The following is a 17,521-nucleotide window of genomic DNA, read 5'->3' as shown; positions in this document are numbered from 1 at the left end:
ACAATAGATTATGATAAAAAACGACCTATATTTAAAAGCACTTCGCGGAGAAACCGTTGAAAGACCTCCTGTCTGGATGATGAGGCAGGCTGGAAGATATCTGCCGGAATTCATTGCTTTAAGAGATCAGTATGATTTCTTTACAAGATGTCAGACTCCTGAACTTGCCGCTGAGATCACTCTGCAGCCTATCCGCAGATTTCCTCTGGATGCCGCGATTCTGTTTTCTGATATCCTGGTAGTGCCGCAGGCAATGGGAATTGATTTCAAAATGAAAGAATCTGTTGGCCCATGGTTAGATACTCCTATCAGAACAATGGAACAGGTTCAGAATATTGAAACTCCGGATGTGAATGACACTTTAGGTTACGTTTTTGATGCTATTGAACTTACCTTACAGAAGCTGGATAACGAAATCCCATTGATCGGTTTTGCCGGTTCTCCATGGACTATTCTTTGTTACTGTGTAGAAGGAAAAGGAAGCAAAGCTTTTGATATTGCAAAATCCTTCTGCTTCCAACAGCCTGAAGCTGCTCATTTATTATTACAAAAGATTACAGATACTACAATCGCTTATTTAAAGAGAAAAGTAGAAAAAGGAGTTTCTGCTGTACAGATTTTTGATTCATGGGGAGGAATGCTTTCTCCTACGGATTACCAGGAGTTCTCATGGCAGTACATCAATCAGATTGTTGAAGCATTAAGCCCGCTTACTCACGTTGTCGTATTCGGGAAAGGATGCTGGTTCGCACTGGAAGATATGACAATGTCTAAAGCGTCTGCTCTTGGCGTAGACTGGACTATTAAGCCGGAATTCGCAAGAACACTGACCAACCATACGATGACACTACAGGGGAATTTTGATCCTGCAAGACTTCACTCAACACCTGAAACGATTAAGAAGATGGTGAATGAAATGATCAACCGTTTCGGAAAAGACAGATATATCGCCAATTTAGGGCACGGAATTCTCCCTAATGTGCCTGTAGAAAATGCTGAAGCATTCATCAGAGCGGTAGTAGACTGGAAACCGAATGTATAAGATTATTTCCTTTGAAAATATACAAAACCCTTATAGGCATTCTATAAGGGTTTTTTGTTAGAATTACTTTTTTAATGATTATTCCTTCATCACTTTCTTTTTAACAACTTTTCCATCAGGATTACTGATCATTATAATATAGACTCCTTTTGGCAGATCTGATAAGTCATAGGAATCAGATGCTTTATTAAATGTTTTCACAAGTTTTCCTGACTGGTCAATTACAGAAATCTTTTCAAACTTACTCTGAGAGCTTTGTTTAATATAAAAATCCCCCTTAACCGGATTCGGATATACATCTATATGATCTGCATACGAAACTTCTGACGTTGCCAGGAGACCACTTGTAATCTTTACATTATCTATTACAACACCGTAAGAATAATCTCCGGCATCATCATAAACAAATCTTAATTTAAAAGCTGCGTTAGCATAAGGTGTCAGATCTATATTGGCGGCAGTATCATAACTGGTTACTACAAATGTAAAAGTATTAAAATCAAGATCCCATATTCCTGCGTCACCTGAAAAAGTAAAAACCTGAATCCAGGAAGTTCCATTGAAAACTTCAACTTTTAAAGTAGAATCAAGATTATCAATCATATTGGCATAATTAAACGAGAGCTTTGGATTTACTACTCCGGTCAGATTAATTACAGGAGAAATCAGTCTCGCATTGGTATTAACTACGGATGGTCCTGCATCATCATCATCAAAAAAAGCTGCTCCATCGGGAAAGCCAGCGAAACCATTCTGGGCACCCACATTCCACTTAAAAGAGTTATCCGGATTCTCTACCGTCCACCCGGCCGGCAAAGAATTTCCGTTGAAATTTTCAGAAAAAACTTGTGCATCATACAGACCACAAATCGACAATAATAGAATAAAGAATTTTTTCATAATAAAATATTTGATGTTTATATAAAATTAGCGAAATATTTTTCACAAAACATTAATAATTATATATAAAATCAATACATTACATGAAATTATTAGAAAACATCAGAATTTTATGCTTAACCTTTAAATCGCATCATATGAAAAAACTCAACAAAGAAAAGATGAAAAGCATTATGGCAGGAGGAGAAATCTGTCTGGAATGTGCTATCGGCTACTATCAGGTCATTATTGAAGGCCGGTGCTACTGTATTCCCATTGACTAATAAAAAAAGCAGCTCAACAGCTGCTTTTAATTTTATATAATTGACATCCGATATTGATTAGCTCAACATTCTCTGTGCTTTTTTAACGCCCTCCACCAGAGCGTCAATTTCTTCGAAAGTATTATAAACAGCAAAACTTGCCCTCACTGTTCCGGCAATATTAAAGAAGTTCATAATAGGCTGCGTACAGTGGTGTCCTGTTCTTACAGCGATTCCCATTTTATCAAGAATCATTCCTACATCAGAGGCAATTCCTACTCCTTCCAGATTAAAAGAAACAACCCCGGTTCTCTTCGCTTTTTCACCATAGATTCTAATACCATCTATTTCCAAAAGCTGTCTTTGCGCATATTCCAATAAAGCATTTTCATGATTCTGAATATGGGTATGACCTACTCTGTTCATGAAATCAACAGCAGCACCTAAAGCAATATTCCCGCCTACATTCGGTGTTCCCGCTTCATATTTGAATGGAAGACCTGCATAAGTGGTACCATCGAAAGAACAGGTTGCAATCATCTCTCCTCCTCCATGAAAAGGTGGTAAAGCTTCTAATATTTCTTGTTTTCCATATAAAATGCCTGTTCCCATCGGAGCATACATTTTATGACCTGAGAACACAAAGAAATCACAATCCATCTTCTGTACGTCAATATTGAAATGCGGAGCAGACTGAGCTCCGTCTATCACAACATAAGCATCTGTATTCTTTCTTGTTTTGGCAATAATCTCTTCAATCGGATTCATAATACCTAATGCATTGGAAACCTGATTTACAGAAACAACCTTCGTTTTTTCACTCAAAAACTGATCAAAATAATCCATCTGAAGGATTCCGTTCTCATCAATAGGAATCACGCGCAGTTTCGCTCCAGTCCTTTCACACAGCATCTGCCATGGAACAATATTGGAATGGTGCTCCAGATATGAAATAATGATCTCATCATCCTTTTGCAGTTTCTGTGTTAAAATATAAGCGATGAGGTTCAACCCTTCTGTTGTTCCCTTGGTAAAAATCACCTCAAAGTCATGTTCAGCATTAATGAATTTCTGAATCTTTCTTCTTGAAAGCTCCATTTCTTCTGTTGCCAGCTGGCTCAACGTATGAATCCCTCTGTGAACATTAGCATTAAGTTCTGTATAATATGCGTGACAGACTTCCAAAACTGAATTTGGTTTTTGGGATGTAGCTGCATTATCCAGATAAACCAAAGGCTTACCGTTCACTTCTCTGTCCAATATAGAAAACTGGCTTCTTATTTCCTGAATGTCAAACATTTATTTATTTTTTAAATTAAAACGTCCTTATTTAGAACTCTTCAAATTTACGGCTTTTTTTCCGAAAGGAAGCATGGGGTTGGGTACTGATCGCTATCTGTTGATAGAAATATTCAATAGGGTAAGGTGAAGAAAGCCAATAAAACAAAAGATGAAATTACTAAAGGGCAAAAGACAAAATTGAAAGCAGCCTACCAGATTGTTTAGGTATCCTGCTTACTCGTTATCAAATAAAAAACCCGCCATAACTGACGGGTTCTTATATTGTTTAAATAAGCAATTCTTATTCTGCTGCAGTTTCAGCTGCTGCTTCAGGAGCTGCACCTTCTTCAGTTGCAACTTCTTCATCCTCATCATCATCCTGCATTGCTGCACCTCCTTTCATTGCATTTCTAGACATCTTAACAGCAACTACTACTGCGTTGTCAGGGTGCATGAAAGAATATCCTTCTGTTTTGATACCACCGATGTAAAGTTTGTTACCAATTCTTAATGGAGTAACATCAACTACTACTTCGTCAGGTAGGTTAGCAGGGATAGCTTTTACTTTTAGTTTTCTGAAAGACTGACGTAAAACACCACCAGCTACAACACCTTTTGAACGTCCTGTAATTCTTACCGGAACTTCCATGATCACTGGCTTATCATCAGATAACTGATAGAAGTCAACGTGAAGAATTTTGTCAGTAATCGGGTGAAACTGAATATCCTGAAGAACAGCTGGAATTGTTTTTCCGTCAACCTCAATAGATACCGTGTGTGCTTCAGGAGTGTATACTAATCCTTTGAAAGCTCTCTCTTCAGCAGAGAAGTTCAAAGGTGCTTCACCTCCATAAACAACACAAGGAACTAATTCAGCATCACGTAAAGCTTTTGTAGACTTTTTGCCCACGCTTTCTCTTTTTGTACCTTGAATTGTAATAGATTTCATTTATAAAAAATTTAAAAAATTGTTCTAATTTTAATTTGCAATTTATTTAAAATCAATTAAATAACAAATTTACTACTAATTGATTTATGTTCATGAACCATTGTCATAACGTCTGCAAATAACGGGGCGCAAGATAGCACTTTTATTTTAGATGACAAATTATTTTTAACAGGAATTGAGTCAGTTACAATAACTTCCAGCAATTTTGAGTTCTCAATATTCTCGTAAGCCTTGCCAGAAAGCACTCCGTGGGTAGCCATAGCTCTTACTGTTTTTGCTCCTTTTTCAATCAAGATATCTGCAGCTTTGCAAAGTGTACCTGCAGTATCAATCATATCATCAATAAGGATTACGTTTTTACCTGTAACATCACCAATAAGGAACATTTCTTCTACAACGTTTGCTTTTTTTCTTTCCTTATAAGCAATTACTACTTCAGCACCCAGGTGACCGGCATAGTTTTTCGCTCTTTTCGCACCTCCCATATCCGGAGAAGCAATGGTAAGATTATCAAGATTCAAAGACCTGATGTGGTCTACGAAAATAGTAGAGGCATACAGGTGATCTACCGGAATTTCGAAGAATCCCTGGATTTGATCTGCATGAAGGTCCATTGTCATGATTCTTGTTGCTCCTGCTGCAGTAAGAAGGTTGGCAACTAATTTTGCACCGATCGGCGCTCTTGGTTTGTCTTTTCTGTCCTGTCTGGCAAGACCAAAGTAAGGAATTACTACGGTGATGCTCTTTGCAGAAGCTCTTTTTGCTGCATCAATCATTAGAAGAAGTTCCAAAAGATTGTCTGCAGGAGGGAATGTAGATCCAATCAGGAAAACTCTTCCTCCTCTTACAGATTCGTCCAAAACAGGCTCAAATTCCCCATCACTGAACTCCTGAAAGTTGATTTTTCCTAATTCTTTCCCATAATTCTGGGCAATTTTCTCTGCCAAGTCCCTGCTGGTTCTTGTACAAAATAGATAACTTAACTGATCGGCCATTTTTACTTTTTAAAAGATTTTGCAAATTTAAAAAAAAACCACAAGATTTACTCCTGTGGTTTCTAAGTTTTTATTTTATCAATTATTAAGGGAATTTAACTCCTGAATATTTGTTCGGATCTACCTGTGGAAGTGTAGAGTTGTATTTAGCATTGATAGATTTAATAAATTCATTAGCAACAATACCATATCCGCGTCCTGTCAGATGAACTCCGTCTAAAGAGAACGCTCCGCCGGTTACAAATGTCGCCGTATATTTTACTCCATCCCAAATAATTCCTGATTTAGAATTCAATTCCATCATTTTAGCGTCCATATCCACAAAGGCAAGACCTTTGTCTGTTGCTGCTTTTTTTATCGCTGTGTTATATCCTGCAGTAGCAGCAAGGACTTTTGCAGTCTCAGCTTCAGTAAGGACAAGCTTATCTTCTAATGGTACGGAAGTACCTCCTCCAGCCTGTGGAGTAAGAACTTTACTAGCTGGTAAAAGAATTAAATCCTTCGCTGTTGTTTGTCTGTATTTTGGAAGCCCCGGAACAGTTGACAGATCTTTATCTACAATTACAGCTCCGTTGACTGCTGCTCCGGCAGTAAATTTAATTAACCTTCTCTGATATTCAGCATCGCTGATCGCTCCTAAGGTTTTAGCCTGCAGCAATCCTGCGTTATACTGAGCATATCCTGTATTCAGCTGAGTTACCTGAGCATCTGTCAAACCTGTAAGAGGCATAGCAGGAATTCTCGTAAAGTAAGGGACATTGGTAACTGTAGGAATATTAGCAATAACACCTTTTCTTTTTGTACCGGCAGGGAATAGTTTATCTACTAAATAAGCATAGGTATTACTGAACCCTACCCCTACAGCACCATCTACTGGCGTAATCGGAACATTCGGATCAGCTCCTCCTGAAGTTGCATATAATAAAACATCATTATTTCCTATCCATAAAGAAATGAAGGTTGGGTCTTGTTTTAGGGCATCTTCTACTACTGAAGTTGTTGTTGATGACGCAAATCTTACGAAATATGGATTTGCAGTAGCAGGCGTAGAGATTAATCCGGCTGGATTCCCATATCCCGGAGCCAGTAAATGCGCTACTCTTGCTCCCGGAACTCCCATATTCTGGTAAGGACCACCAGCAGAAACATTATCTAATGCTGCTCCTGGAGCTGTTGGACCGGGAGTTAATGCTCCGTTCACAACACTTAACACATATTTACCTGCAAAATCTCCTGTTGCTGGGTTAAATAAATTGGTAAACCCTCCTGTGTCATTAGGCATCATTGGCTGTTTAAAAGCGCCTCCACCTGCTAATTGCATTTGCGCTGCAATCATGCTTGGATAAGATTCACTCTGTCCACTGCTGTAAAGAGCTCCATCTCTATAACCAGCAGTTAATGAGTTTCCTAACGAAATATATTTTGAAAAGTCTGCGTCTCCTTTTGTTACCGGGATATCTTTCACATCCGTATCGAAATCCGTATTACAGCTTACTGTAAAAAGAAGTGCAGAAACTGCCATTGTCGATATTATAATTTTTTTCATAGTCTTCTAAAATTAAAATGGATTATAAGAGAAACCTAGACCAAAGTAGAAAGCAGTTGCTTTTGACTGTCCGTTAAGCCCTATATTAACATTATTCACCTTTCTGTACTGAGGCATTGCATATCCTCCGGCAACATCAATTCCGAACTGCTTCAGCTTGAAGCCTACCCCACCTGTAACCACATAGGTATCATATGAAGGAGTTTCCGGTATAAAGTTATCCGTAGTATAAGGTGCTTCATCATAATAAGCTCCCAAACGTCCGTAGATCATATTGGTGAACGCATACTGGGTTCCCAGTCTGAAAGTTTTGGAGTTTTTGAAGTTCTTAGGATTGGTAAGAATAGTTGGGTCTGACGGATTGTTCCCGATAGGCGCATTCTCGAAATCCAATGTAAGCTTGCTGTATCTTTCCCATCCGTGATAGTTAAAGTCTGCAGAAACCTGCCACTTCGGTGTGATCTTATAGGTCAAACCAATGGTATATTCTTCAACCAATGGCAGCGTTGCTGAGAAACCATCTTGTCCTGCTGCATTCAGTTTTAGCTGATTATAAACAGATTGAGATGGGAACTGGAATGTAGCAGTTCCTGATTTAGCTTTCATATCGATTGCTGAACGATATGCAATACTCACATCTAATTTCGGGTCAGGCCTGAAATAGAAACCGAATCCATATCCGTGGCCGGTTGCATTATCGTCATTAATATTAACCTTTCCGTCAAATTGAGTCACTGCCTTGTCCCAATCTACTTTTCCTCTTGCGTAGATATAGCTGGCACCAAAAGATACCCATGGAGCCAATTTTACAGAGACCATTGGCTGGAAATAGAAACTTTTCAGTTCCATTTTCTGTACCAATTCCTTACCTTCCCAGTTATCAGGCCATTTGATTGTACTTCCAAAAGGCGTTGAAAAACTGAACCCTACGGTAAGTTTCTCTATGGGTCTATAAGTAATTGCAGCATATATAGGTGTTCCTATAGGGTTATCTGTTTCTGCACTTTGTAAAGTATTGAAGTTTTGAAAAGTAACTTTATTACTTGCACCAAACCCTCCTGCCACTACACTCAGCTTGGAAGGGATAAATGACATACCCGCCGGGTTAAAGAATGTCACACTCGCGTCTTCGGCATGAGCACTAGTATGCGCCATTGCCAATTGTTTTACCCCCTGCAGGGAAACTCTGAAGCCTCCTGCATAAGATAGAACTCCCGCCAATAAAGCAGTTGATACTAATATTTTTTTCATAGACTATTATTATATATAAGCCAAATATAAAATTATTTTGAATACATCTGTTAATATTTCCTAATATTTTAAACAATATTGCAAAAGAAAACTATGTTTAAAATAACACCTCGAAGAAAATAAAATGCAAAATAATCATTATTAACTATTTAATACAGTTGATAAACCAAGTCATATTCATTGTTTAGTTTTAAACGGTTGTTTAAAACTAAACAATTATGCTCTGAAAAAGCAATACAGGAAAGTAAAAAGATAATAAATGTTAAAGGAAACAAATAGAATAAATATTAGCATCTGGTTAAGCCTACAGCCATCATCTTAGGCAAAATATGAAAATGTTTTATGCCGAATTCAGCTTATTTAAGTATTTTAGAATCGCATAAAGATAAAAATACATAAATTTGCAGATTATAAATAATAGAAAATATGAGTTGTGGATGTAAAACATCCGGCGATTCTGCACATTCTTGCGGCCCTAAAAAAACCGCAAATGGCTGTGAAAATGTAAATACCTGCGGGAATAGTTATAAATTAAGTGTTTTTGACTGGCTTTCTAACATCAACAATCCGGCACCGAACAGGTGTGATTTTGTAGAAGTTAGGTTTAAAAATGACAGAAAATCGTTTTATAAAAATGTAAATAATATTCCTTTACATATAGGTAGCGTAATTACAGTAGAATCAAGTCCGGGACACGATGTAGGCGTAGTAAGCCTTACGGGAGAATTAGTAAAGATTCAGATGAAAAAGAAAAAGTTTTCTGAAGAATCGGCACTCAAAATATACAGACAGGCCAACCAAAAAGACCTTGAGGTATGGCAGGAAGCAAGAAAAAAAGAAGATGGCGTAAAGCTTGAAGCAAGAAAAATTGCACAAAGATTAGGTCTTGAAATGAAAGTTACTGATGTGGAATATCAGGGGGATGCTTCAAAAATCACCTTTTACTACACCGCTGATAACCGAGTGGATTTCAGACAATTAATCAAAGATTACGCCGGAGCTTTCCGTACTAAAATTGATATGAAACAGATTGGTTTCAGACAGGAAGCAGCCAAGGTGGGCGGAATCGGATCTTGCGGACGTGAGCTTTGCTGTTCTACATGGCTTACAGATTTCAGGTCTGTAAACACCAACGTTGCAAGATATCAGCAGCTGAGCATCAACCCTCAGAAACTTGCAGGACAGTGCGGTAAGCTTAAATGTTGTCTTAACTATGAGCTTGACAGCTATCTGGATGCGTTAAGCAACTTCCCTTCTTCTTCAACTACTTTGGAAACAGAAAAAGGAAAAGCATTCTGTATCAAAATTGATGTTTTCAAAAAGAAAATGTGGTTTGCTTATGTGGATAGTTCAATCGCATGGTATGATTTCGATATTGATCTTGTTAAAAAACTGATTTCAAAAAACAAAAGAGGTGAAAAAACGCTTCCTCTTGAAGACTTGAAACAGCCGGAAGCCTCTACTCATACTATTGACCTGATCCAGGAAAATAATGTGGACCGATTTGAGAAGAAAAACAGAGGAAACAGAAACAGGAATAAGCAGAATAACGGACAACAGGGATCACAAAACCAAGGTCAGGGACAAGGACAGAAAAGAAACAGACCGGAGAAAAACGAAAGGCCGGAAAGATCTGAAAAAACCGAAAACCCAAATGCCCAGTCTGCCAATCAGCCAAGACCTCAAAAGCAGCACCCGCAGCAAAAAGTAGCTGTGGAAAAAGCGGTGAACAACTCTGATGCTGATAAGAAACCACAGAACAATCCAAACAAGAAAAAATTCAAAAAGAGATACCCTCCAAAAAAAGATAATAATGCATAAAATTTTAGGATTACTTTCACTTATCCTTTTCTTTAGCTGCAACTCTTCCTCAGGAGGAGATGTCATTATGAATTCCGTTGATAACAAATGGAATAAGAAAAGTGAACAAAAATTTAATCTTGAAGTTTCAGATCCGCAGAATCCTAAAAATATTATATTTGTCGTAAGAAATAACAACACTTATCCTTACAGCAATATAAGGTTTATAGTGAATTTCACCAATCTACAGAACAAAAAAAAGGAAACAGACACTTTAAATTATGTTCTGGCTAAACCAAACGGAGAATGGCTTGGTACAGGGTTTGGTGATACGAAAGAAACTTTGTTTCAGTATAAAGTAAATTACCAGTTTCCAGGAAAAGGAAAATATGAAATCGGTCTTACCCAGGCGATGAGAAACGACAACCTTCCGGGAATTGAGGATATTGGGGTAAAAATAGAAACGGCTAAACCGTAACCATAAATGGAAGAAAACAAAAAAAATGCAGGAAATAAGGGGAAAACATTTCCTCTGCCTCCCAAGAAAAAGAAAGATACCTCCTGGAGAAAATGGGTTTCATTTATTTGGATAGGACTCATCGCGGTAGTTCTTGGAATTTCAGTACTTTTCTTTTCGGTTTCCCAAGGATTCCTTGGTGAAATGCCTGATGTAAAAGAACTTGAAAATCCGGACATCTTTGTTGCTTCTGAGATCATTTCTTCAGACGGAGTAACCTTGGGTAAATTCGAAAAAGAAAAAACTCAGCCCATTGTTTATAAGGACCTTCCTCCTTTCCTTATCTATGCGCTTCAGGCTAAAGAAGATGAGCGTTTCAAAGAACATTCAGGAATTGACCTTCAGTCTGTTGCCAGAGCAGTAGTTTTTGGTGGCGGCCGAGGTGGAGGATCTACCATCACCCAGCAGCTGGCAAAATTACTTTTCACAGGGAAAAGAGCAGATAATAAAATTAAGGCTGTTTTTCAAAAGCTGAAAGAATGGGTAGTGGCTGTAAGTCTTGAAAAGAGATATACCAAAGAAGAAATTGTAACATTGTATTTCAATAAGTTTGATTTCCTTTACAATGCCAACGGAATTGAAATGGCTTCCAAAATATACTTTAACAAGAAGACCTCCGAACTTACTTTACCCGAAGCAACCATGTTTGTTGCTATGCTTGAAAATCCGGTAAAAAACAACCCAATGAGAAATCCGGAAAGAGCAAAAGCGAGAAGAGATGTTGTTTTGGATCAAATGCTGAAAACAGGCTACATAGATCAGGCTACGTTTGACAAAGCAGTTGCAACACCTATTGCATTAGATTATCATCCAATCAAAAATATTAACGATGATTATTCTGCCTATTACAAGTTTTATCTGAGAAAAGAGATTGATAAATATCTTGAAACTCACGAAAAAGAAACCGGCAAAAAACTAAACCTTTACAAAGACGGTTTAAAAATATACGTTACCCTTGATTCTAAAATGCAGAAATATGCGGAAGAGGCAATTAAGGAGCACTTAACGGATCTTCAGAAAAGATTTGATGCGGAACAAAGAGGAAGAAAGAACAGACCTTTCTACTATCTGAACGACAAACAAATCAATGATGTGATGGTTCAGGCTATGAAAAGAACCGGAAGATACAAGATGTTGAAAGCAGACGGTATGCCTGATGATTCTATCATGATGGAATTCAAAAAACCTATCAAAACTTCAAGATTCACATGGAACGGAGAAGAAGAGATAGAAATGTCTCCATGGGATTCTATCAGATATCATAAACAAATTGCACAGGCAGGTTTAATGTCTATGGTTCCGGGAACAGGAGAAATCAAAGCATGGGTAGGTGGTATAGACTGGCAGCACTTCCAGTATGATCACATCAAGCAAGGTAAGAGACAGGTAGGATCCACATTTAAGCCTTTCGTATATGCCACTGCGATTATGAAACTCGGAATGACACCTTGTTCAGCTGTTTCTAACGGAACATACGATCATAACGGATGGCATGTACCGGGAAGAGGCGGAATGCTAACTTTAAAAGATGCATTGGCACATTCTCAAAACCCTGTTGCCGCAAGACTTATTGAAATGACAGGAGTAGACGCTGTAATCCAGACGGCAAGAGATCTGGGAGTAACAGAAGATATTCCAAGAAACAATACAATTGCTTTAGGTTCATCAGACATTACAATTTACGAAATGCTTGGTGCTTACAGTACTTTTGCCAACTATGGTAACTATAACAAACCAGAAATGATCTGGAGAATTGAAGATGCCAACGGTAGAGTCATCAAGGAAGTAAACGTGGAACCTAAGGAAGTAATGAACCCAATGTATGCTTACACCATGATTGAACTGATGAAAGGTGTTGCACAATACGGAACCGCTTCCGGAGAACTGGGAAGAAGAGGAATTTCAAAAGCAGTAGAAATTGCTGCCAAAACAGGAACAACTCAAAACAACTCTGATGGATGGTTTATGGGAATTACTCCAAAATTAGCAACCGGAGCATGGGTTGGATGGGAAGACAGAGCTACCCACTTTTATGGAACAGGTGAAGGTCAGGGTGCGAAAATGGCATTGCCAATCTGGGCTATATTCATGAAGAAAGTATGGGCAGATAAGAGCCTGGGAGTTACCCCTGATGATAAGTTTGTAAAACCTTCAGACTGGAAAGACGGATGTTCAAACCTTAAAGGATTAAGCGGAGGATATGGAGATGAAGGAAGCCTTCAAACCATTGATGAGATCAAAAATCCAAGGCCGGCAGATCCAACGCCTAAAAAACCAACAGAAAAGAAAGAGGACAACATCAATGAAAACCTTCATTCCAATGATGAAGTAGATTTCAATAAATAAATTCTCTTTTAGAAATACATAAGACCTTTCAATAATCTGGAAGGTCTTTTCTTTTATAATTAATACCTTTGAAGCATGAATATCGAACGCATCAGACAGCCATTTATTGAAACTTTTCCCGGTGATTTCTCCAACAACCCTATGCAGAGAAACACTCCAAAGGTTTTATTTGCCACCATTAAACCTGCCGGCTTTGACAAACCTGAGTTGATAGCTTTTAACGAAGCCTTATCAGAGGAAATAGGCCTGGGCAAATATGAAGATAAAGACCTGGACTTTCTGGTGGGAAATAACCTTCCCGAAAACGTCCGAACCTATGCCACAGCGTATGCAGGACATCAGTTCGGAAACTGGGCAGGACAGCTGGGAGACGGAAGGGCTATTCTTGCAGGTGAAATTATCAATGAGGCAGGAAAAAAGACCGAGATTCAGTGGAAAGGAGCCGGAGCAACACCCTACTCCAGACATGCCGATGGAAGAGCTGTGTTAAGATCTTCTGTACGTGAATACCTGATGAGTGAGGCCATGTATCACCTGGGCATTCTTACAACCAGAGCGCTTAGCCTGGCTTTCACAGGGGAAGATGTAATGCGTGACATCATGTATAACGGAAATCCAAAACTGGAAAAAGGTGCAGTGGTTATCAGAACTGCTGAAAGTTTTTTACGTTTCGGACATTTTGAACTCATGTCTGCCCAAAGAGAATACAACAATCTTCAGGAGCTTGCCGACTTTACCATTGAAAACTATTATCCGGAAATTACATCAACTGACGACAAAAAATACAGAGACTTCTTTGAAAATATATCTACCCGGACTGCCGACTTGATGGTTGAATGGTTCAGAGTAGGCTTTGTACACGGAGTAATGAATACAGACAACATGTCTGTTCTCGGTTTAACGATTGATTACGGCCCCTATTCCATGATGGATGAATATGATTTGAATTTTACTCCCAACACTACAGATCTTCCAGGAAGAAGATATGCTTTCGGAAAACAGGGACAGATCGCTCAGTGGAATCTTTGGCAGCTGGCCAATGCTCTTCATCCATTAATCAAAGATGAAAAGTTTTTGGAAGATACTTTAAATAATTTTGGCACCTATTTTTGGGAAGCCCACGACCAGATGCTTTGCAGAAAGTTCGGATTTGATCAGCTGCGAAAAGAAGATGAGGATTTCTTCACCAACTGGCAAGGTCTTATGCAAGAGCTTCAGCTGGATTATACTCTGTTTTTCAATCAACTGGTAAAAACAACTCAAGACACCAATATATCAGAGCACTTTAAAGAGGTCTCTTATATTATTTTGGACGAAGAAAAGCTGACAAAACTTAATAATTTCATCAAAAGTTATAGATCAAGATTAGAATTAAACTCTATTTCCAGAGAAGAATCTTTAGCCATGATGGAAAAAACAAACCCAAAATTCATCCTTCGAAATTATCTTCTTTACGAATGCATCGATGAGATCAGCAACGGTAAAAAGGAAATGCTGGAAAAGCTTACCAAAGCTCTTGAAAATCCATATCAGGAAATCTACCCTGAATTCTCCGTCAAAAGGCCGTCGGGATATGATGATACAGCGGGATGTTCCACACTTTCATGTAGTTCATAATTGATTATTATTCATAAAAAATTAAAAAACATGTAATTATTTTCATTTTTTTATTACTTTTACTGTCAACTTTAAACGTAAACCAAATGAAAACAAAATTACTATTCATCTTCTTAGTCTCTTCTATATTGGGAAATGCGCAAACTCTACTTTCGGAAAATTTTGAAGGAACAACATTTCCTCCTGCAGGGTGGACAAAATCAAACACTAATGTATCCAGAGCATGGGACCTAACAGGCAATGTCTTTTCAGGTAGTTCCGCTTCTTCAATTGAATTAAAAACAAGATTTACTATCGCGGGTAATAATTCAGCCACGATTGACTGGATATCCGGAGCTAATACAGCAAATCTTGTAAGCCCGACATTCAGTCTGGTAGGAGCTACAAGCCCAACCTTTAGTTTCAAAGTAAAAGTTGGCTGGGGTTATATGATAAGTCTTAACCAGGGAAATCTTCTGGCACAGATTTCAACAGACGGAGGAACCAACTGGACCACTGTCTGGAATGAAGACGATGAACCTGGTTTTACCGATGACGGTGATGGTAATATCGATACAGATTTTTATAATACGGTTACTGTACAGAAAAGTCTTGCTGCATATGTAGGGCAAGCTAACGTAAAAATACGGTTCCAGTATGTTGCCAATGATGCTGATGCTGTTTCTATTGATGATGTACAGGTTATCGCTAACGGAACTCTTGGTACATCTGAAGTCTCAAAAACAAAAGTGGATAACCTTTCAGTTTATCCGAATCCTACAAAAGGTACAGTCAGCATTAAAACAGATAAAAAAATCAAAGCTACATCTGTAATTGATATCTCAGGTAAAACTATAAGTACAAACAATTCTGAAACTACAGATATTTCGTCACTTCCAAAAGGAACTTACTTACTAAAAGTAGACTTCTCTGATGGAACATCCAAAACCGAGAAAGTAATCAAACAGTAAGAACGTCTATACAAACTTTTACAACCACCAATTTTGGTGGTTTTTTTATTTTACTTTTGCAAAAAATTTGACACGTGTCTTATATCAAAACAAAATTTATCCATTTTTTAAAACTGGTTTTCCCATCCACCTATACCGAACTGGCGGTATTTCTGTTTTTCATGATCTGTTATGGAATATTAGGATCTTATATAGCCCTGCATTACAGAATTATTTTTGACAATAGAATCCCATGGGATGCTTATTTCAGTTTTGATAACAAATCGATCCTTATGACAGGAGGCAGCTTTGAAAGACACCCTCTGTCCTACTATTTTTTTAACTGGGTAAGAGAATTTTCATTATTTATTTCAGGAGGAAAAATGGACGCCAATTTCAGACTTACACTGGCATGGTTAAGTAATATTATCATTACATTAAACATTATTCAGGTATTTAAATATGTAAAGAATATCATTCAGCTTCCTTTATGGTTATGCCTTTTAATCATATTATTCTTTGGAGCTTTTTCCACTAATATAATCTTGTCATTCACCCCGGAAAATTTTACCTACACTTTATTTTTACTCTCATTATACAACCACTATGCAGCAATAAAACTAAAGAAGGAAGAAAAAATACCTGCAACAGCTTTATCACTGGCTGGGATTACTATCGGAGGGCTTACCATTACAAACATTGTAAAAGTTTTCATCCCACTTTTATTTGAAAAAGGACTTTTCAGAAACTGGAAAAAATTCGGAAATGCAGCGCTTAGAGTGACAGTCTCTATGATCTGTTTTGTACTTCTTTATTTGAACAGAATTGATTTTAAATATCAGAATATCTTTTCAAAAACAAATCAGCAATATGAAAAGTTCTCCAATGTAAAGTCGATGCCGGCATGGGATATGATCCTTTCGTTCTTTTTCGGAGGTAATATTCTTTTCCCCGGATTTATTATGTCAGACAAGCATAATATGAAAGGCTTTAATTTCAAAGGCCTTTACATGGACCTTTATTCGTCAGTGTTTCCTTACTTTTTTGTAATCCTGCTGTTGATTCTGATCATTTGGAGTTATTGTAAAAATTTCAAAAATAAATGGGTTCAGGTGATTGCCATTTCATTTTTCATTGACATTGCGATCCATTGTGTGATGAGGTTTGGTCTTCATACTTCCTACATTTACGGAGGACATTTTGTTTTTGTATATCCTTTGCTTTTAGGATGGCTCTTTTTTGCGTACAGATCATCACCTAAAATCATGTCATTGCTAACATTAACGGTTGTAGTGTTATTCATTTATCTGCTCGCCGCCAATATTTTTAGAATGACAGAATTTTTCTGGTTTATGGAACAATATTACCAATAAAAAAAGCTGAGAATGTTTCTCAGCTTTTTGTTTTTTATGTTGAAATAAATTCTTTTATTTTGCTTCGGCACAGAAAATTCTATACTGTACAGCTACTGCAGATTTAAAGTATTCTCTGATTCTGGAAAGATCACTTGCAGCACTTTGTTTTGTGAAATAACTTCCGGCTAAAATCTTATAGTTGGGTCTTAAAGACGCATCTGTTTCCACTTTCAGGTTGGGAAATCTTTTTCTGAAATAAGACTTCACCTCGTTGGCTTCTTCATTACTTTTCACTGTTGTAATCTGAATTTTAAACCCTAAAATTCTAGGATTTTTCTTACAGATTTCAGCATTGGTAAGTTCTCTGCTTGGCACAAAGATCTTAGGTGGTTTTGTAGTTATTCCTGTAGAAATTCCACTATCATTATTACTGAAATCTCTGGAAGAATTTGTTGGCGCAGTTTTAGCACATTTCCCTTCAATTGCCTCCAAAGCAGCATTTATTTTGGAATCCATTGTCATTACAAGCTCTGTTCCTGACAGGGTGTCCTTTTTAACAACTTGCTGTGCTTCAATATTATAAAATCCAAATAATGATAATATCGAAAATATTTTGATTAGATTTCTCATTTAAACTTGTTTCCGCAAATTTATACAAATTAAAAAACTATACCAAACTGGTTATTTAGAATCAATACAAATTAAACGTAAATGATATTTTCCCTTTTCGATATACCGTTAAATTCCTGTT

The 17,521-nt window shown here is 37.6% G+C and carries 15 protein-coding genes; 8 read left to right on the top strand and 7 right to left on the bottom strand.

Features of this window, described 5'->3' with window-relative positions:
* Window positions 1-10: 10 nt before the first annotated feature.
* Entirely contained in the window at window positions 11-1,042 is a 1,032-nt protein-coding gene (hemE, locus tag DEU40_RS06745; RefSeq protein WP_110009125.1) for a uroporphyrinogen decarboxylase, read from the top strand.
* Between the two features lie 78 nt (window positions 1,043-1,120).
* Here the strand turns inward: hemE and DEU40_RS06740 are convergent, their stop codons facing one another.
* Window positions 1,121-1,942 carry a T9SS-dependent choice-of-anchor J family protein gene (locus DEU40_RS06740; RefSeq protein ID WP_110009124.1) on the bottom strand — a complete coding sequence of 274 codons (822 nt, stop codon included), beginning with the start codon at window positions 1,940-1,942 and terminating at the stop codon, window positions 1,121-1,123.
* A 137-nt stretch (window positions 1,943-2,079) separates the two neighbouring features.
* On the opposite strand from DEU40_RS06740, the gene DEU40_RS06735 reads away from it, so the two are divergent.
* Window positions 2,080-2,205, top strand: coding sequence for a GNAT family acetyltransferase (locus DEU40_RS06735; RefSeq protein ID WP_110009123.1), 126 nt, complete (start codon window positions 2,080-2,082; stop codon window positions 2,203-2,205).
* A gap of 57 nt (window positions 2,206-2,262) precedes the next feature.
* On the opposite strand, the gene DEU40_RS06730 is transcribed toward DEU40_RS06735, so the two are convergent.
* The 5 genes from DEU40_RS06730 to DEU40_RS06710 all read right to left on the bottom strand — a co-directional run bounded on the left by DEU40_RS06730 (window position 2,263) and on the right by DEU40_RS06710 (window position 8,206).
* A complete protein-coding gene (locus tag DEU40_RS06730) occupies window positions 2,263-3,483 on the bottom strand; it encodes an aminotransferase class V-fold PLP-dependent enzyme (protein ID WP_110009122.1) in 1,221 nt (406 codons plus the stop codon).
* A 283-nt stretch (window positions 3,484-3,766) separates the two neighbouring features.
* A complete protein-coding gene (locus DEU40_RS06725; protein ID WP_110009121.1) occupies window positions 3,767-4,414 on the bottom strand; it encodes a 50S ribosomal protein L25/general stress protein Ctc in 648 nt (215 codons plus the stop codon).
* A 56-nt stretch (window positions 4,415-4,470) separates the two neighbouring features.
* On the bottom strand, window positions 4,471-5,409 hold the full coding sequence (locus tag DEU40_RS06720; protein WP_110009120.1) for a ribose-phosphate pyrophosphokinase: 939 nt from the start codon (window positions 5,407-5,409) through the stop codon (window positions 4,471-4,473).
* Between the two features lie 85 nt (window positions 5,410-5,494).
* A complete protein-coding gene (locus DEU40_RS06715) occupies window positions 5,495-6,955 on the bottom strand; it encodes a G-D-S-L family lipolytic protein (protein WP_110009119.1) in 1,461 nt (486 codons plus the stop codon).
* Window positions 6,956-6,967: 12 nt separating this feature from the next.
* Window positions 6,968-8,206: an OmpP1/FadL family transporter gene (locus DEU40_RS06710; RefSeq protein WP_110009118.1), complete on the bottom strand. Its 1,239-nt coding sequence runs from the start codon at window positions 8,204-8,206 to the stop codon at window positions 6,968-6,970.
* A gap of 426 nt (window positions 8,207-8,632) precedes the next feature.
* Here DEU40_RS06710 and DEU40_RS06705 point away from each other — a divergent pair, with 426 nt between their 5' ends.
* The 6 genes from DEU40_RS06705 to DEU40_RS06680 all read left to right on the top strand — a co-directional run bounded on the left by DEU40_RS06705 (window position 8,633) and on the right by DEU40_RS06680 (window position 16,788).
* Window positions 8,633-10,027, top strand: coding sequence for a stage 0 sporulation family protein (locus tag DEU40_RS06705; RefSeq protein WP_110009117.1), 1,395 nt, complete (start codon window positions 8,633-8,635; stop codon window positions 10,025-10,027).
* Window positions 10,020-10,484 (top strand): gliding motility lipoprotein GldH, encoded by a 465-nt coding sequence (locus tag DEU40_RS06700; RefSeq protein ID WP_110009116.1) that lies wholly within the window; start codon window positions 10,020-10,022, stop codon window positions 10,482-10,484. The genes DEU40_RS06705 and DEU40_RS06700 overlap by 8 nt, the downstream gene beginning before the upstream one ends.
* Before the next feature lie 6 nt (window positions 10,485-10,490).
* On the top strand, window positions 10,491-12,869 hold the full coding sequence (locus DEU40_RS06695; protein WP_110009115.1) for a transglycosylase domain-containing protein: 2,379 nt from the start codon (window positions 10,491-10,493) through the stop codon (window positions 12,867-12,869).
* A 75-nt stretch (window positions 12,870-12,944) separates the two neighbouring features.
* Entirely contained in the window at window positions 12,945-14,486 is a 1,542-nt protein-coding gene (locus tag DEU40_RS06690; RefSeq protein WP_110009114.1) for a protein adenylyltransferase SelO, read from the top strand.
* Between the two features lie 86 nt (window positions 14,487-14,572).
* Window positions 14,573-15,436, top strand: a complete 864-nt coding sequence (locus DEU40_RS06685) for a T9SS type A sorting domain-containing protein (protein WP_110009113.1) — start codon at window positions 14,573-14,575, stop codon at window positions 15,434-15,436.
* 74 nt (window positions 15,437-15,510) lie between these two features.
* Window positions 15,511-16,788, top strand: a complete 1,278-nt coding sequence (locus DEU40_RS06680) for a DUF6080 domain-containing protein (RefSeq protein ID WP_228406455.1) — start codon at window positions 15,511-15,513, stop codon at window positions 16,786-16,788.
* A gap of 54 nt (window positions 16,789-16,842) precedes the next feature.
* On the opposite strand, the gene DEU40_RS06675 is transcribed toward DEU40_RS06680, so the two are convergent.
* Window positions 16,843-17,400 carry a sporulation protein gene (locus DEU40_RS06675; protein WP_110009112.1) on the bottom strand — a complete coding sequence of 186 codons (558 nt, stop codon included), beginning with the start codon at window positions 17,398-17,400 and terminating at the stop codon, window positions 16,843-16,845.
* Window positions 17,401-17,521: the final 121 nt, after the last annotated feature.

Source organism: Chryseobacterium sp. AG844 (assembly GCF_003182335.1).
Taxonomy (GTDB): domain Bacteria; phylum Bacteroidota; class Bacteroidia; order Flavobacteriales; family Weeksellaceae; genus Chryseobacterium; species Chryseobacterium cupriresistens.
Note: the sequence above shows the minus strand (reverse complement) of the source record. Positions and strands in the feature narration are given on the sequence as shown.

Coding starts and splice junctions, on each gene's coding strand:
- hemE (WP_110009125.1), top strand. CDS start 11: ATGATAAAAAACGACCTATATTTAAAAGCACTTCGCGGAGAAACCGTT.
- DEU40_RS06740 (WP_110009124.1), bottom strand. CDS start 1,942: ATGAAAAAATTCTTTATTCTATTATTGTCGATTTGTGGTCTGTATGAT.
- DEU40_RS06735 (WP_110009123.1), top strand. CDS start 2,080: ATGAAAAAACTCAACAAAGAAAAGATGAAAAGCATTATGGCAGGAGGA.
- DEU40_RS06730 (WP_110009122.1), bottom strand. CDS start 3,483: ATGTTTGACATTCAGGAAATAAGAAGCCAGTTTTCTATATTGGACAGA.
- DEU40_RS06725 (WP_110009121.1), bottom strand. CDS start 4,414: ATGAAATCTATTACAATTCAAGGTACAAAAAGAGAAAGCGTGGGCAAA.
- DEU40_RS06720 (WP_110009120.1), bottom strand. CDS start 5,409: ATGGCCGATCAGTTAAGTTATCTATTTTGTACAAGAACCAGCAGGGAC.
- DEU40_RS06715 (WP_110009119.1), bottom strand. CDS start 6,955: ATGAAAAAAATTATAATATCGACAATGGCAGTTTCTGCACTTCTTTTT.
- DEU40_RS06710 (WP_110009118.1), bottom strand. CDS start 8,206: ATGAAAAAAATATTAGTATCAACTGCTTTATTGGCGGGAGTTCTATCT.
- DEU40_RS06705 (WP_110009117.1), top strand. CDS start 8,633: ATGAGTTGTGGATGTAAAACATCCGGCGATTCTGCACATTCTTGCGGC.
- DEU40_RS06700 (WP_110009116.1), top strand. CDS start 10,020: ATGCATAAAATTTTAGGATTACTTTCACTTATCCTTTTCTTTAGCTGC.
- DEU40_RS06695 (WP_110009115.1), top strand. CDS start 10,491: ATGGAAGAAAACAAAAAAAATGCAGGAAATAAGGGGAAAACATTTCCT.
- DEU40_RS06690 (WP_110009114.1), top strand. CDS start 12,945: ATGAATATCGAACGCATCAGACAGCCATTTATTGAAACTTTTCCCGGT.
- DEU40_RS06685 (WP_110009113.1), top strand. CDS start 14,573: ATGAAAACAAAATTACTATTCATCTTCTTAGTCTCTTCTATATTGGGA.
- DEU40_RS06675 (WP_110009112.1), bottom strand. CDS start 17,400: ATGAGAAATCTAATCAAAATATTTTCGATATTATCATTATTTGGATTT.